Annotated in this window: 13 protein-coding genes and 1 tRNA gene; 11 read left to right on the top strand and 3 right to left on the bottom strand. The window is 66.7% G+C overall.

Features of this window, described 5'->3' with window-relative positions:
• Positions 1 to 16: 16 nt before the first annotated feature.
• A complete protein-coding gene (locus ACYVDK_RS11110) occupies positions 17 to 1,513 on the bottom strand; it encodes a hypothetical protein (RefSeq protein WP_460521652.1) in 1,497 nt (498 codons plus the stop codon).
• A 292-nt stretch (positions 1,514 to 1,805) separates the two neighbouring features.
• Between ACYVDK_RS11110 and eno the strand changes: the two genes are divergently transcribed.
• The 5 genes from eno to ACYVDK_RS11135 all read left to right on the top strand — a co-directional run bounded on the left by eno (position 1,806) and on the right by ACYVDK_RS11135 (position 5,797).
• Positions 1,806 to 3,086 carry a phosphopyruvate hydratase gene (eno, locus tag ACYVDK_RS11115; RefSeq protein WP_460521653.1) on the top strand — a complete coding sequence of 427 codons (1,281 nt, stop codon included), beginning with the start codon at positions 1,806 to 1,808 and terminating at the stop codon, positions 3,084 to 3,086.
• Between the two features lie 39 nt (positions 3,087 to 3,125).
• Positions 3,126 to 3,575 carry an FtsB family cell division protein gene (locus ACYVDK_RS11120; protein WP_460521654.1) on the top strand — a complete coding sequence of 150 codons (450 nt, stop codon included), beginning with the start codon at positions 3,126 to 3,128 and terminating at the stop codon, positions 3,573 to 3,575.
• Between the two features lie 18 nt (positions 3,576 to 3,593).
• A complete protein-coding gene (locus ACYVDK_RS11125) occupies positions 3,594 to 4,109 on the top strand; it encodes a DUF501 domain-containing protein (RefSeq protein ID WP_460521655.1) in 516 nt (171 codons plus the stop codon).
• A gap of 39 nt (positions 4,110 to 4,148) precedes the next feature.
• Positions 4,149 to 5,567 (top strand): NAD(P)/FAD-dependent oxidoreductase, encoded by a 1,419-nt coding sequence (locus ACYVDK_RS11130; protein WP_460521657.1) that lies wholly within the window; start codon positions 4,149 to 4,151, stop codon positions 5,565 to 5,567.
• A gap of 156 nt (positions 5,568 to 5,723) precedes the next feature.
• Positions 5,724 to 5,797, top strand: a tRNA-Leu gene (locus ACYVDK_RS11135).
• An 18-nt stretch (positions 5,798 to 5,815) separates the two neighbouring features.
• Here ACYVDK_RS11135 and ACYVDK_RS11140 read toward each other — a convergent pair.
• Positions 5,816 to 7,225, bottom strand: coding sequence for a hypothetical protein (locus tag ACYVDK_RS11140; protein WP_460521659.1), 1,410 nt, complete (start codon positions 7,223 to 7,225; stop codon positions 5,816 to 5,818).
• Between the two features lie 221 nt (positions 7,226 to 7,446).
• Here ACYVDK_RS11140 and ACYVDK_RS11145 point away from each other — a divergent pair, with 221 nt between their 5' ends.
• Positions 7,447 to 8,262, top strand: a complete 816-nt coding sequence (locus ACYVDK_RS11145; RefSeq protein ID WP_460521661.1) for a ZIP family metal transporter — start codon at positions 7,447 to 7,449, stop codon at positions 8,260 to 8,262.
• Positions 8,263 to 8,332: 70 nt separating this feature from the next.
• Here the strand turns inward: ACYVDK_RS11145 and ACYVDK_RS11150 are convergent, their stop codons facing one another.
• Positions 8,333 to 9,061 (bottom strand): VIT1/CCC1 transporter family protein, encoded by a 729-nt coding sequence (locus ACYVDK_RS11150; RefSeq protein ID WP_460521663.1) that lies wholly within the window; start codon positions 9,059 to 9,061, stop codon positions 8,333 to 8,335.
• A gap of 217 nt (positions 9,062 to 9,278) precedes the next feature.
• Between ACYVDK_RS11150 and ACYVDK_RS11155 the strand changes: the two genes are divergently transcribed.
• From ACYVDK_RS11155 to ACYVDK_RS11175, 5 genes are all read left to right on the top strand, one after another.
• The gene (locus tag ACYVDK_RS11155; protein ID WP_460521665.1) at positions 9,279 to 9,959 is read left to right on the top strand and encodes a TetR/AcrR family transcriptional regulator; all 681 of its coding nucleotides are present in this window, start codon (positions 9,279 to 9,281) and stop codon (positions 9,957 to 9,959) included.
• The gene (locus tag ACYVDK_RS11160) at positions 9,956 to 11,233 is read left to right on the top strand and encodes an MFS transporter (RefSeq protein ID WP_460521667.1); all 1,278 of its coding nucleotides are present in this window, start codon (positions 9,956 to 9,958) and stop codon (positions 11,231 to 11,233) included. The genes ACYVDK_RS11155 and ACYVDK_RS11160 overlap by 4 nt, the downstream gene beginning before the upstream one ends.
• A 41-nt stretch (positions 11,234 to 11,274) precedes the next feature.
• Positions 11,275 to 12,546 carry a type III PLP-dependent enzyme domain-containing protein gene (locus tag ACYVDK_RS11165; RefSeq protein WP_460521669.1) on the top strand — a complete coding sequence of 424 codons (1,272 nt, stop codon included), beginning with the start codon at positions 11,275 to 11,277 and terminating at the stop codon, positions 12,544 to 12,546.
• Positions 12,543 to 13,892 carry an FAD-binding oxidoreductase gene (locus ACYVDK_RS11170; RefSeq protein ID WP_460521671.1) on the top strand — a complete coding sequence of 450 codons (1,350 nt, stop codon included), beginning with the start codon at positions 12,543 to 12,545 and terminating at the stop codon, positions 13,890 to 13,892. Before ACYVDK_RS11165 ends, ACYVDK_RS11170 begins: the two co-directional genes overlap by 4 nt.
• A gap of 307 nt (positions 13,893 to 14,199) precedes the next feature.
• Positions 14,200 to 14,766, top strand: coding sequence for a LemA family protein (locus ACYVDK_RS11175; RefSeq protein WP_460521673.1), 567 nt, complete (start codon positions 14,200 to 14,202; stop codon positions 14,764 to 14,766).
• Positions 14,767 to 14,791 lie beyond the last annotated feature (25 nt).

The raw sequence follows: 14,791 nt of genomic DNA on the forward strand, positions 1-14,791 counted from the left end.
CAACGCTAAGCAGCGGTCAGCCGTCGGATGGCGGCCGGCCGCTGCTTCGCGTTTCACACCACTCATCGCTTGCGAGGGCGGGATGATCCGGCGACTGGAGATGCTGGAGGTCTCGGTAGACCGCGCTTACCCTTTGGACATATAGCACCGTGATGATGACGCCTGGACAGAAAGCGATCACGCAGGCGAGAGTTATCAGACTAAAAACTGCTCCGACTACGTCGTAGAGCACCGGATTGGCGGCACTGGGACGCAGAGGCCCAATAAGCTCCGACGTCGCCTGCGCGACGAGAGCAGAGCACCAGGAGATCAGAGCCCACCAGCGGAACCCTCTCCGTTTCACGGTCCAGCCAGCTCGCGCGATGGCACGGTATTTCTGAACCCACTCGACTGCGGCCATGACGAGCCCGCCGAACGCGACGCTAAGGACCGTCAACATCCCGCCGAGCAGTATCCAGCGCGCGCTCGTAACCGGAAGGTTGAGGAGGAACGAGACGATGAGCACCGCCAGAAGGAGCAAGAAGAGGAGTGCTGTGGCGGACTGGATCCTGTTGCTGAGCTTGACCGTACGGTTTCGAACCCAGGCCCAGGCATTGTGGATGTTGTAGCCGGTGAAGGCGAGCAGGAGAATCCCGCCGATCCAATGGGATTCTTGGGTGCTGAAATGGAGATGCTGCGTACCAACGGTGAGCGCTTCAGTCCGCTGGCCGAAGACTCCTGAGAGGTCGAGGTACAGGAACGAGCCGACGAACACGACAAGGACGACGCTCGACGTGATTCCTTTTCGTGTCCACTGCCGGACAGCACCGAACCTGGTGGTGAGGAACGCCTTGAATAGTCCAAACGTGGCGGTTACCAGCGCCGCCAACAAGCTGATCATCGCGGTGCCACCAGCGATACCGGCCCAATCTGTCGAAGAGCCGTTCGGAGACCCGGCGACGGTGAAACCCGCGACGAGTACGCCGAGTAACGCGCCCCCGATCGTGGCTCCGGCAAGGTGCTTGCCATGGACCCTCACGAGGAACGGAACCGTATGGGGCAGAAACCAGATCAAGCCGCAGAGTGAGAACTCCAAAGCGTTGGCCGTTCGTAGGGCGCTCCACAGATAGCTGGCGATCGCAAAGTTCGAGATACGAGCTACGAGGCGTACCTGACGTCTCAGCGCCGTCACTTCGAGTTGAACCCGTCTTGCTTGAAGTTCAGCGCTGAGGCGAGCCCGGTCCTCCGCGTTTGTCATCACACTTACGGCAGCGAGGATCGTCGTCTCTCGGTCGTAATCACCCCAGACCGGTCTCGGCTTGTGTCCGAGAAGCCGTCGGGCAGCGATGTGATCGACCTGGGGCAGTGCCCGGTAATCGGCGAATCGTCGGCTGATCTCCGCTTCGCCAGCCGCATAGAGTTTCCGATCCCACTGCGCAGGCCAGAGGGATGTGGCTCCAACCGTCAGCGTCAGCGTTAGAAACAGCAAGGCCGTGATGAAAATGGGCCATAGCATCCACGACAAGATCTCCATGCGCCGCACGGTATTGCCGACCACTGACGGTCTCGTCAGATAGGCGACGCAGCCGCTGGCCCACTTCTTCGGTCCTCGGCGCAGATCACGCTGATGTCGTTGGAGCCACTGACGATCGCCGGCCAGGCTCGGCGCCTACCGCAAGGTCGCACCTACGGGGAGCTGCAAAAGGCGCATTCTGCAACTCTTCGGGGTGCGAGTCTTGGCGCACAACCGTGGTCGACGGAGCCCGCCGTAGACTGAGCGGCGGACGTTCGTCCCCATCACCCCTTTCTGAAACAAGGAGACCGTTGTGGCTTTGATCGAGGCTGTAGGCGCTCGCGAGATTCTGGACTCCCGCGGCAACCCGACCGTCGAGGTCGAGGTCCTTCTCGAAGACGGCACGGTGTCGCGTGCGGCGGTGCCCTCCGGTGCGTCCACGGGAGCCTTCGAGGCGTACGAGCTTCGTGACGGCGACAAGTCGCGATACGGCGGCAAGGGCGTGGAGAAGGCCGTCGACGCGGTGCTCGATGAACTGGGGCCGGCGATCGAGGGATTCGAGGCATCCGATCAGCGTGCCGTCGACGCGGCACTCATCGAGGTGGACGGCACAGAGAACAAGAGCCGAGTCGGAGCCAACGCCACATTGGGTGTGAGCCTCGCCGTAGCGCGTGCCGCGGCCGACGCCGCCGACCTGCCGCTGTTCCGTTACGTGGGCGGCCCGAACGCGCATGTCCTCCCGGTGCCCCTCTTCAACGTCATCAACGGCGGCGAGCACGCCGACAACGGCATCGACATGCAGGAGTTCTTCCTCGCTCCGATCGGCGCGTCCACGTTCCGCGAGGCACTTCGCTGGGGTGCCGAGACCTACCACGTGCTCAAGTCGGAGCTCAAGGCCGCCGGATTCAGCACAGGCCTCGGCGACGAAGGCGGCTTCGCGCCCGACCTGCCGAGCAACCGCGAAGGCCTCGACTTTCTGGTCAAGGCGATCGAGAAGGCGGGCTTCACCCCGGGCAGTGACATCGCTCTCGGACTGGATGCCGCCGCCACCGAGTTCTTCGACGACGGCGTGTACACGCTCGACAAGAAGGAGTGGTCGGCACCCGAGCTCATCGACTACTACTCCGACCTCGTCGACTCGTACCCGATCGTGACGATCGAGGACGGGCTCGCCGAAGACGACTGGGAGAACTGGGAGCTGCTCACCGAGAAGCTCGGTCAGAAGATCCAGCTCGTCGGCGACGACCTGTTCGTCACCAACCCGAAGCGCCTGGCGAAGGGCATCGAGCTCGGAGTCGCCAATTCGCTGCTGGTCAAGGTCAACCAGATCGGCACTCTCACGGAGACGCTCGACGCAGTCGCGCTCGCCCACCGCTCCGGCTACACGACGATGTTCTCGCACCGCTCCGGTGAGACCGAGGACACCACCATCGCCGACCTCGTCGTCGCGGTGAACTCCGGCCAGATCAAGAGCGGTGCCCCGGCCCGTAGCGAGCGCGTCGCCAAGTACAACCAACTGCTGCGCATCGAGGAGGAGCTCGACACGGCCGCCGTCTACGCCGGTCGCAGCGCCTTCCCGCGCTTCACGGCGTAGCTCACGGCGTTCGAGGCGGGTGTGCGACAGACTGGACGCATGCCCGCCTCGAACGTTCGCGTCTCCGCGAAGTGGTTGCGCGGCATCCGTTTCTCGTGGTTCAGTCTCGTGATGCTGGGCCTCGTCGTACTGGGCGTGCTGGTCGTGGCACCCACGCTGCACCTCTACGTCGACCAGCAGCACCAGATCGCCAGGCTCGAGCAGGGCAACGCGGACACGGCGAAGAACGTGACCGACCTGAACAAACAGATCGCGGACTGGAGCGATCCCGACTACATCAAGGCGCAGGCCAGGCAGCGGCTGCTCTTCGTGATGCCGGGGGAGACCAGCTACCTTGTGATCGACGATCGGCCGCCGACCCCGAAGAAAGATGATGCGCCGGTGAGTTCGAGCATCCAGGCGACCAAGTCGGACTGGCTCAAGGCCATCGCCGGATCGTTTCTGACGGCCGGGCTGACCGACCGGTCCGCCGCGCAGCTCACCCGATGACCTCCCGAGAATGATTCGATGACAACACCCCCGTTCGACGCGGTGTCACAGCGTGACATCGAGATCGTCTCCGCGCAGCTGGGACGTCCTGCCCGCGGCGTGATCGGCGTCGCGGCGCGCTGTGCGTGCGGTGCCCCGACCGTTGTGGCCACCGCGCCACGGCTGCCCGACGGTTCGCCGTTTCCCACGCTCTACTACCTGAGTCATCCGGCGGCGACGGCTGCGATGTCGAGGCTGGAGGCATCAGGAGTCATGACCGAATTCGGTCGCTTGCTGGAAGATGACGAAGAGTTGCGGGCCGCCTACGAGCGGGCTCACGTCGCTTATCTCGCAGACCGCGACCGCGTCGAGCACGTCGAGGAGATCGCGGGCTTCTCGGCCGGCGGCATGCCCGCCCGCGTCAAATGCCTGCACGCGCTTGCGGCGCACGCACTGGCGGCAGGACCGGGCCTGAACCCGATCGGCGATCTCGCCCTGTCGCGTGGTGATTGGTCGCCGGATGTCTGCGAATGTGCCGACTACCCCGTGCGGTAGATTGGATTCATACTTTTCGTTTCAAGGAGACGCTGTACTGTGCCCAAAATCCTGATCGTCGGCGGCGGTTACGCCGGTTTCTACACGGCCTGGAAACTCGAGAAGTGGCTGCGCAAGGGCGAGGCCGAGGTCACACTTGTCGACCCACTGCCTTACATGACCTACCAGCCCTTCCTTCCCGAGGTTGCAGCGGGTGAGATCGAGCCGCGGCACGCGGTCGTCTCCCACCGTCGTCACCTGAAGAAGACGAATGTGATCACGGCGAAGGTCACGTACGTGAACCATGCCGAGAAGAAGGCGACGATCACGCCGGCCATCGGTGAGCCGTGGGAGTTCGAGTACGACCAGGTCGTGGTCACCGCCGGTGCCGTGAGCCGCACGTTCCCGATCCCGGGCGTGGCCGACCAGGCCATCGGACTGAAGAACATCGAGGAGGCGGTCGCGATCCGCGATCGCATCCTCGGCAACTTCGACAAGGCCTCCGCGCTCCCCGCCGGGCCGGAGCGGGAGCGACTGCTCACGTTCGTCGTCGTCGGCGGTGGGTTCGCCGGCATCGAGGCGTTCGCCGAGATGAGGGCGTTCGCGAGCGCGCTGCTCAAGCAGTATCCGCAGATCACGTTCGAGGAGACCCACTTCCACCTCATCGAGGCGATGGGGCGGATCATGCCGGAGGTCTCGCTGCCGACGAGCCACTGGGTGATCAAGAACCTGGCCGAGCGCGGTGCGCAGATCCACCTCGAGACCCAGCTCTCGAGCGCGGTCGACGGTCACATCGAGTTGTCAACGGGCGAGAGCTTCGACTCCGACCTGATCGTGTGGACTGCTGGTGTCATGGCGAACCCGCAGATCGTGCGGCACACCGACCTGCCGATCGAGGAACGCGGACGCCTTCGGGTGCGCGCCGACCTGCGTATCGGTACGGATGACGAGGCCGTCGCGGACGCCTGGGGCTGCGGCGATGTGGCCGCCGTTCCCGACCTGACGGGCTTCGGCGTCGGCGGCTACTGCGTGCCGAACGCCCAGCACGCCGTGCGCCAGGCGAAGCTGCTCGCGAAGAACATCGTCGCCACGCTGCGCGGTGAGGGCGTCCGGGACTACTTCCACAAGCCGATGGGCGCGGTCGCCGGGCTCGGTCTCGGCATCGGCGTGTACCAGTACAAGAACCTGGCCATCAAGGGTCTCATCGCATGGTTCATGCACCGGGGATACCACGGCCTGGCGATGCCGAGCTGGGAGCGCAAGTGGCGCGTGCTGGGCGACTGGTGGCTGGACTTCTGGCTCGGTCGCGACAATGTGTCGCTGGCCGCGGTGCAGAACCCGCGCGGTGTCTTCGAGGAGTTCGCGTCGCGTCCGAAGCCTGCGGTGGAGGCCTCAGCGCCGAAGCCCGACGCGGCACCGGCGGGTGACAAGAAGCCGGCGACCAAGAAGGAACCGGCGAAGGCATCCGTCGCCGGCTGAGCGACGGCCCCTCGCCGGCTACCCGTGCATCGTCGAGCCACCCCGGACCCACGCGATTCCGGGGTGTCTTGACGACGATGTGCGCCTTCGACGCATGCCGCCGAAGGGAGAGCGGATGCGTGTCGGCTAGCCTGCGTTTAGTCGCGGGTGAGCCGCGCCCCCGTAGCCCAATAGGCAGAGGCAGGCGACTTAAAATCGCTTCAGTCTGGGTTCGAGTCCCAGCGGGGGCACGATTGAGGTCGGCATTCCTAATCCCGCAGGTACCCGCAGAGCACGGGCACGTGCCATCCGATGGTCTCTTTGAGGGTGATGGTTTTGAGGTCGGGGGCGTCGGAGCAGGCGTCTTGGGCGGCGGGGATCTGCTGTGACCAGCTCGGTCCGGATGAGCGTCGTGTCCAGGTGGGGACGTAGTTCGCGGTCAGGCAGGCGGCGATGCACCCGATCGTCACCACACCGGTCACGAAGCGAAGCCGGTGCCGGCCCGATCGTCGGGGGCGTGCCTTGCGGGTGGATGGGAGCTGCCCTGGGCGGAGTAACGCGTCGGCGGCGATGAGGGCGACGGCGAGCAGCAGCATGCCGGGGACGACGCCGTATCTGGTCAGCCAGACGTGCACCAGCTGGCTGTGCGTCATGGTCGCGTAGTCGTAGAACGGTGCGGGATTGTCTACGACGGATGCCGTCCAGATCACGACGGAGAGGGTTGCGGCGGCGACGATGGCGAGGCGTTGCCGCGGGCCGGTGTGGCGCCAGGCGATGATGACGAGCCCGAGCAGCAGCGCGAGGATGACCACGGCGAGGAGCAGTCCTCCGCCTGCTACGAATGGTCCGACCAGATTCTGCGGCATGAGGTCGGGCACGATCGTGTTGATCAGGTAGCCGTCGGCGATCGATAGTGGTGAGTCCTGGGCTGCGGAGGGCAGGCTGCGTGGCGCCAGGAGGGTGACCGCGAGTTGGGTGGTGATTCCGATCGCGGGCCCGGTGACGAGCATCCACCCGTGTCGTCGGCGTGCTGCGGGGATCAGCAGGGGGAGGAGGAAGACGGCTTGGATCTCGCTGAGCGCGGCGGCTGCGCCGAGCAGGCTCATCGCTACGGCGCCGCGTCGGGTGCGTGGTGAGAACAGCAGCAGCCAGAACAGCATCCACATGAGGAGGGAGTGCAGGTTCGTCGGAGTGCACAGCACGTCGCGGGGTCCGAGCGGGATCAGCACGACGACGGAGGCGAGAATCACGCGGACGGTCCTGCTGGTCAGCACGTCGCGGGAGGCGATGAAGACCACGCAGGCGATGATGCCGGTGACCAGGCAGGCGCCGGCGGTCATCCCGAGCGCCCAATCGGCTGCCGGGAGCCACTGCACCACCGCTCCGGCGATCAGGCGCGGCATGAACTGCAGGTAGCCGGCATACGGGAGGAACGTCGCGCCGAAGAGTCCATGCTGTTCGGCACCGAAAAGGAACAGCCTGCCGTCTTCGGCCCAGAGAGTGTCGTGTGCCACCGGGGGCAGACGGAACCACACCAGCAGCGCTGCGCAGAGCGCCGCAGCAGGGAACCCGAGAAGGCACAGCAGTGTGCGGTGCCGAAGACGATGGTGGGGTGTCTCGGGCGGGCTCTCACTCACGCGAGTCGGCACACCGACACTCCGCGGAACGAGAACCGTCATGAACCCATCGCACCCGCACCACGCACAGGAACGATCAAGAGTCCGCGACTCGATGAGGGCTCCCAGCGCTCTCGTCACCGGTTCTCACGTGATGCATATGCGTGAGCGGCGCCGAGCCTGACGGCGGAGCCGCCCGCGCCCGACCATCGAGCGGTGCGAATGAGCGTCGTTCGTCCAGTAGGTTAGGTATGCCTAAGTTTCTACGTCGGAAGAGAGTGTGCGTGACCACAGGGACCGTCATTGCGATGGGCATCATCGCGGGTGGGACGATCTTCATCGGTCTACCGATCGGACGACTTCCGGCCCGTGGCGCAGGCTTGCGGGCGCTCCTCAACGCCATCACGATCGGAGTCCTGCTCTTCCTGCTCTGGGACGTGCTCGCGCACGCTGTCGACCCGGTGGATGCCGCGCTCACGGCCGCGTCGGGCGGCCGGTCCTGGTGGCCGTTCGTCGGGCTTGCCGCGCTGTTGTTCGCCGGACTCGCCGTCGGCCTTCTCGGCCTCGTGGCCTACGACCGCTGGATCGCACGGCGGCCCCGCGATCTGCACGTGCCGACCCACGGCGTGCTCCGGCTCGGCGATCCGGCAAGCAGGCTCGCCTTTCTCATCGCGGTCGGCATCGGACTGCACAACTTCTCCGAAGGCCTCGCGATCGGACAATCGGCCGCCTCGGGACAATTGCAGCTGGCGGTCACTCTCGTCGTCGGATTCGCCCTGCACAACGCAACGGAGGGCTTCGGCATCACCGCCCCGATGGCGGCGTCGTCAGTGCGGCCGCGCTGGCGGCAGCTGGCGGTTCTCGGCGTGATCGGCGGGGGTCCCACCCTGGTGGGAACCCTGCTCGGCAGCGTCGTCGTCAACGCGGCGCTGGGCCTGGTCTTTCTCGCGCTGGCAGCCGGATCGATCATCTACGTGCTCGTGCAGCTGATCGGAGTCGCGCTCAAGATAGGCCGGGGATACACCCTCTACGTCGGTGTCATGATCGGTCTGATCGCAGGCTTCGTGACCGACTTCATCGTCACCGCGGGGGGCGCGTAGGAGCGGCCCGCCAAGCGACGGGAGCACCGAACCCTAGGGGACGGTCGCGTTCCGCCCGCGGTGCGGAGCCTCACATGCCCGAGGTGTGGAAGATCCGTCCGATGATGAAGGTGGCCGCCAGTGCGATCGCGCCGCCGATCACGACGCGGAGTGCCGCCTTCCCGCGCGGGCTTCCGCCGATGGCCGCTGCCGCGTATCCGGTGATCCCGAGCGCCACGATCACCGCGGCGAAAGTGACAGGGATGCGGTACGCCTGCGGGAGGAGGATGGTCAGCATCGGGAGCGCTCCGCCGACGAAGAACGACAGTGCCGACGCCAGTGCCGCGTGCCAGGGACTGACCACGTCGTCGGGATCGATGTCGAGCTCTGCAGACAGGTGCGCACGGAGGGCGTCGTGCTCGGTCAGCTCGGTCGCCACGAGGTACGCGGTCTTCTCCGAGAGCCCCTTTTCCCGGTAAAGACCGGCGAGCTCCTCGAACTCCTCCTCCGGCATCGTGGCGAGTTCCTCGGACTCCTTGGCGATCAGCGCCCGCTCGCTGTCCCGCTGGCTGCTGACCGACACGTACTCCCCGAGCGCCATCGAAACGGCTCCGCCGACGAGGGCCGCAAGGCCCGCCACCACGATGGCGTCGATTCCGGACGTCGCGCCCGCGACTCCGACGACGATCGCCGCGACCGATACGATTCCATCGTTAGCGCCCAGTACACCGGCGCGGAGCCAGTTCAGTCGCTGCGCGATTCCGCCGCGATGCGGCTCGTCCGGGTGCTGGCCATGAACCGGAGCATTCTCTTCGGACATGTCGAAAGCTCATCACACGACGAGCGCTGTATCCAGCAAGGGTTGCCACACCTGTATCGGCGCGTTCGAAGGTGCGGTTCCGCCGCGCATCATGCATACTTGGTCAATTGACCCAGTTCGGCCGACGGATGTTCCGTCGAACCCGTCCATTCTGTTCGACGAGGAGCAGGAGCATCACCGTGCATCACCCCACAGTCCGATCCGTACGGCTCAGCGCATGACGCGCATGTCGGTTGTCGAGCGACGAGCGGCTCTCGTCGCCGCCGCACTCCGGGTGATCGCCCGCGAGGGTGTGTCGGCCGCCACGACGCGAGCGATCTCCGCGGATGCGGGCATGCCCCAGGCATCCTTCCACTACGCGTTCGAGTCCCGCGATGAGTTGATGCGCGAGGTGGTGCAGCACGTCGTGGAGCAGGAGGAGCGTTCGATCCTGCCCGCGATGGCACCGGCATCCGTTCCCGCCGACATGCGAGAGGCGCTGCGCGTCGGTCTGCAGCACTACTTCGCCGGAGTGGTCGCCGACCCCGATCACGAGCGAGCGATGTACGAACTGGCGCAGTACTCGCAGCGCACCCCGGGCGCCGAGCATCTCGCCCGGCTGCAGTACGAGAGCTACTTCGCGCTCGCGGTGGCCTCGCTCGAAGCGGCAGCCGACCTGGTCGGGGCGCGCTGGCTTCGGCCGGTCGAAGAGATCGGGCGGCTGCTGATCGGTCTCACTGATGGACTCACGTCCACCTGGCTGGCCACACGCGACGATGCGGCCGCCCACAGGCTCATCGACTTCGCGGCGGATGCCGTCGCGCGACTGAGCGAGCCGAGCGACGCGCTCGCCCAGGCATCCGCGGGTGAGCTGCGGCCCCGTGTCGACCGCACAGGAACGACGGGAGCACGCGCATGACCGCGGACAACGCGACGACGGGCGACGCCCCGATGACGGTCGCCGTCTTCGCCGAGCCCGTTCGTCGCGTCGGCGGCCGGTGGATCGCCGCCTTCGCGCTCGCCTGGTTCGGTGTCTGGATGGCGCAACTCACGCCCATCCAATTGCTGCTGCCCGCGCAGATCCAGAACCAGCTGAAGACGGATGACTGGGTGCAGAACGTGATCGCGTTCGGCGTCATCTCCGGCATCTCGGCACTGTGCGCCATCCTCGCCTTCCCGGTGACGGGCGCCCTCTCCGACCGCACCACGAGCCGGTTCGGTCGCCGTCGCCCCTGGATCGCCGCGGGAGCGTTGATCTTCGCCATCTCTCTGCTGCTGCTCGGCGTTCAGAACACCATGGTCGGCATCGGCGTCTTCTGGTGCTTCGCCCTGATCGGATTCTGTGTGCTCACGGCGGCGCTCACGGCGACGATCAGCGACCAGGTCCCGGTCGGCCAACGCGGGTACGTCTCCGGCTGGCTGTCCGCACCGCAGGCGATCGGCATCATCGCAGGCATCCTGCTCGTCACGATGCTCGCTCTCGGCACCTTCCTCGGGTATGCCGCGATGGCCGTGCTGCTGCTCGTCTTCGTGATCCCGTTCCTCTTCATCCCCGACGCGGTGCTGCTGCGCAGCCAGCGGGCGCCGTGGTCGCTGACGGCCATGATCGACTCGCTGTGGATCAGCCCGAGGCGCTATCCGGACTTCGGCTGGACCCTGCTCAGTCGCATCCTTGTCAACTTCGGCAACGCCTTCGGCACCACGCTCCTGCTGTACTTTCTCGAGTTCGGGCTGCACGACAAGCATGCGCAGGACGACCTCGTCGTGCTCACGCTCATCTACATGGTGTTCGTGATCGTCGCAGCGCTCGGGCTCGGCAAGCTCTCCGATGTGCTGGGCAGACGCAAGGCGTTCGTGTTCCTCTCCTCGGCGCTGCAGGCGCTGGCCGCGCTCATCCTGGCGTTCGTGCCGACGTTCGGCGTCACGATGGTCGCGGCCGGCCTGCTCGGGCTCGGCTACGGATGCTTCCTCGCGGTCGACCAGGCGCTGGCCACCCAGGTGCTCCCCGACCCCGAGACACGCGGCAAGGATCTCGGCATCATGAACATCGCCACCGCCGTGCCGCAGGCGGCCGCACCGTTGCTCGGAGCGCTGCTGGTGTTCATCGCCGGTTTCGCCGGGTTGTTCGTCATGGGCGCGGTCTTCGCGTTCGCCGGCGCGCTGGCCGTCTCCCGGGTGAAGTCGGTGCGCTGATGACCCGCTCCGCCCCAGTCCACACGCACGAAAGCTCCACGATGCAGAATTCGCCGACGGCCATCGACCTCACGTTCCCGCCGCAGGTGTCCCGTCGGCGCTGGGGAAACCCCGCGCTGTACTGGCCGTCGCTGACGGCAGCGACCGCTCACCTCGACGCGCCGGTCGCGGTGCTCGAGCTCGACGCGTTGCGGGCCAACGCGCACGACATGCTGCGCCGTGCGGGCGGAACGCCGATCCGTGTCGCCTCGAAGTCCGTTCGCGTGCGCGCCGTGATCGACGCAGCGCTCGCGCTGCCCGGATTCCGCGGTGTGCTCGCCTACACGCTGCCCGAGGCGCTGTGGCTGGCCGAGGGTGACGACGCGCACGCGCCGATCGACGACATCGTCGTCGGGTACCCGACGACTGCCCGTTCCGCCCTCCGTCGGCTCGTGACGTCGCCCGAGCCGGCGGCACGGGTGACACTCATGGTCGATTCGGTCGATCACCTCGACCTCATCGACAGCGTCGTGGCGCCCGGCGACCGCGAGAACGTCCGTGTCGCCCTCGAGCTGGATGCCTCCTGGCTCGGCCCCGTCGGCCGCATCGGCGTCTACCGCTCGCCGGTGCACACTCCGCACGAGGCGGCGGATCTGGCAGCACATATCGCAGAACGACCCGGCTTCACGCTCGTCGGCATGATGGCGTACGAGGCGCAGATCGCGGGACAGGGCGACGCACCGGCCGGTCGACCCGGCTATGCGGCTACCGTGCGCTGGATGCAGCGCAACTCGAAGGCGGAGCTTCTCGAACGCAGAGCGGCCGCCGTGGCCGCTGTGCGTCGCCTCGCCGAGCTCGAGTTCGTCAACGGCGGCGGAACCGGCTCGCTCGAGTTCACCTCCGCAGACCCCTCGGTCACCGAGATCGGTGCGGGAAGCGGTCTGCTCGGCGGCCACCTGTTCGACAACTATCGATCGTTCTCGCCCGCCCCGGCCGCGGCGTTCGCACTCGACGTCGTGCGCATCGCGGAGCAGGGGAGCGCGACCATCCTCGGCGGCGGATGGGTGGCATCCGGGCCGCCCGCCACCGACAGGCTGCCGGCCATCGCCTGGCCGACCGGCTTGAGGATGGCGCCACGCGAGATGGCGGGCGAGGTGCAGACGCCGGTGAGCGGACCGAACGCCGCGGGGCTGCGCACAGGCGACAGGGTGTGGTTCCGACACACGAAGTCGGGCGAGCTGAGCGAGCACGTCAACAAGTTCGCCGTCGTCGAAGGGGGAGCGGTCGTCGGCGCCGTGCCCAGCTATCGCGGCGAGAGGCAGGCCTTCCTGTGAGCGGAGCATCGGCGACGGGAGCCCTGTGGCGCAATTGGGGCCGCAGCGAGAAGATCCGTCCCGCCCGCGTCGAGCGGCCGAAGGATGCCGGCGCCGTGCAGCGGGCGGTCGTCGCGGCCGCCGATCGCGGCCTGCACGTCAAGCCCGTGGGTGCCGGCCACAGCTTCTCCGGTATTGCGGTCGCGCCGGGCGTGCAGCTGGACCTGCAGGAGCTGAGCGGCATGATCGCCGTGGATACGGCATCCGCTCGCGTCACGCTCGGCGCAGGCACGAACCTGTACCAGCTCCCCGAGCTGCTTGCGCCGTACCGGCTCGCGCTGGAGAACATGGGCGACATCGACCGGCAGACCATCGCGGGCGCCACCTCCACCGGAACGCACGGCACGGGCGGTCGCTTCGGCGGCCTGGCCACGCAGATCGTGGGTGCAACGCTCGTTGCAGGCGACGGATCGTTGCTGCGCGTGAACGAGGCCGAGAACGCCGAGCTGCTGCCCGCGGTGCGGCTCGGGCTTGGCGCGCTCGGCGTGCTGGTCGACGTGACGATTCAGTGCGTGCCGGCATTCCTGCTGCACGCCGTGGAGCGTTCCGAGCCGCTCGAGGAGGTTCTGGATGCCTATCTCGACCGGTCGGCGAGCGAGGACCACTTCGAGTTCTACTGGTTCCCGCACACCGCCACAGCAGTCACGAAGACGAACACCCGGCTGCCGGCCGACGCGGAACGGCATCCGCGGTCTCGATTCGGTTCCTGGGTCGACGACGAGCTGATCGCGAACGGCGCCTACCGGGCGATCTGTGCGCTCGGCTCGGTCGTTCCCGCCATGGTGCCGCCGGTGAACCGTCTCGCCGGTCGTCTGATGGGCAACGGCGACTTCACCGACGCCTCACCCCGTGTCTTCATCAGCGACCGGGCGGTGCGGTTCCGCGAGATGGAATACGCACTGCCGCGCGCGGCGGTGCCGCACGCCGTGCGCGAGGTGGATGCCCTCATCCGCTCCAGGGGCTGGCGTATCTCGTTCCCGGTCGAGGTGCGCTCAGCGGCGTCCGACGACAACTGGATGTCCACCGCCTACGGACGCGACACCGGCTACATCGCCGTGCATCGCTACCACCGGGAGGACCCCACGGAGTACTTCGCCGCGGTCGAGGCGATCATGCGGTCCCACGACGGACGACCGCACTGGGGCAAGATGCACACCCGCACCGCCGAGAGTCTGCGCCCGGCGTACCCGCGCTTCGATGACTTCGTCGCCGTGCGTGATCGTCTCGACCCTGCCGGAGTGTTCGAGAACCGCTACCTGCGCTCCGTGCTGGGCCCGGTACGTGTGTCATCGGACAGCGCCGGCTGAGCATCTCGCCGTTTGAACGTCGTCCGCCGTTTGAAATTCGCCTGCCCTGAGCTTGTCGACGCGTCGATGCCACCGGTCCAGGGCTCTCGTTTCGGCAAGCCCAACCGGCGGCCGTGCGCCCTTGGCTGTGCACCACCCACGGTGTAGCTCCGAGAGTCGTGGGAACCCGCAGAGCGTGGACCGGCGCCGGGTAGGATGACCGGGTGTCGCACTGAATTACGCGCACTTCAGACACGAAGCACCTCGACACGCAGCATCAATGTCCCGGCGCTGACACGCCCGCTCTCGCCCCAAGGAGTAGCCCGCCATGGAATGGCTGATCCCCGTCATCATCATCGTCGTGATTCTGGTGATCATCGGCATCTACTTCTGGGCGACGTACAACTCGCTCGTCACCCTGAACGTGCGCGTCGACGAGGCGTGGAGCGACATCACCGTACAGCTCAAGCGCCGTGCGGATCTGATCCCCAACCTGATCGAAACCGTCAAGGGCTACGCCGCACACGAGAAGACGGTCTTCGAAGACGTCACCAAAGCGCGGGCCGAGACGCTTTCCGCTCAGGGACCGGCCGAGGCATCCGCAGCCGAGAACCACATCCAGCAGGCGCTGAAAAGCATCTTCGCCGTCGCTGAGGCGTACCCGCAGCTGCAGGCCAGTCAGAATTTCCTGCGTCTGCAGTCCGACCTGGTCGATACCGAAGACAAGATCCAGGCGGCCCGCCGTTTCTACAACGGCGGTGTGCGCGAGTTCAACACGAAGATCCGGGTCTTCCCGAACAACATCTTCGCCAAGCGTCTCGGGTTCACCTCCCGCGACTTCTTCGAGGTCGCCGATGCGAACGCGATCGCCGAGCCGCCGCGGGTGCAGTTCTGACCCTCAACGTCAGCCGATCCCGTAA

Source organism: Humibacter antri (assembly GCF_054777235.1).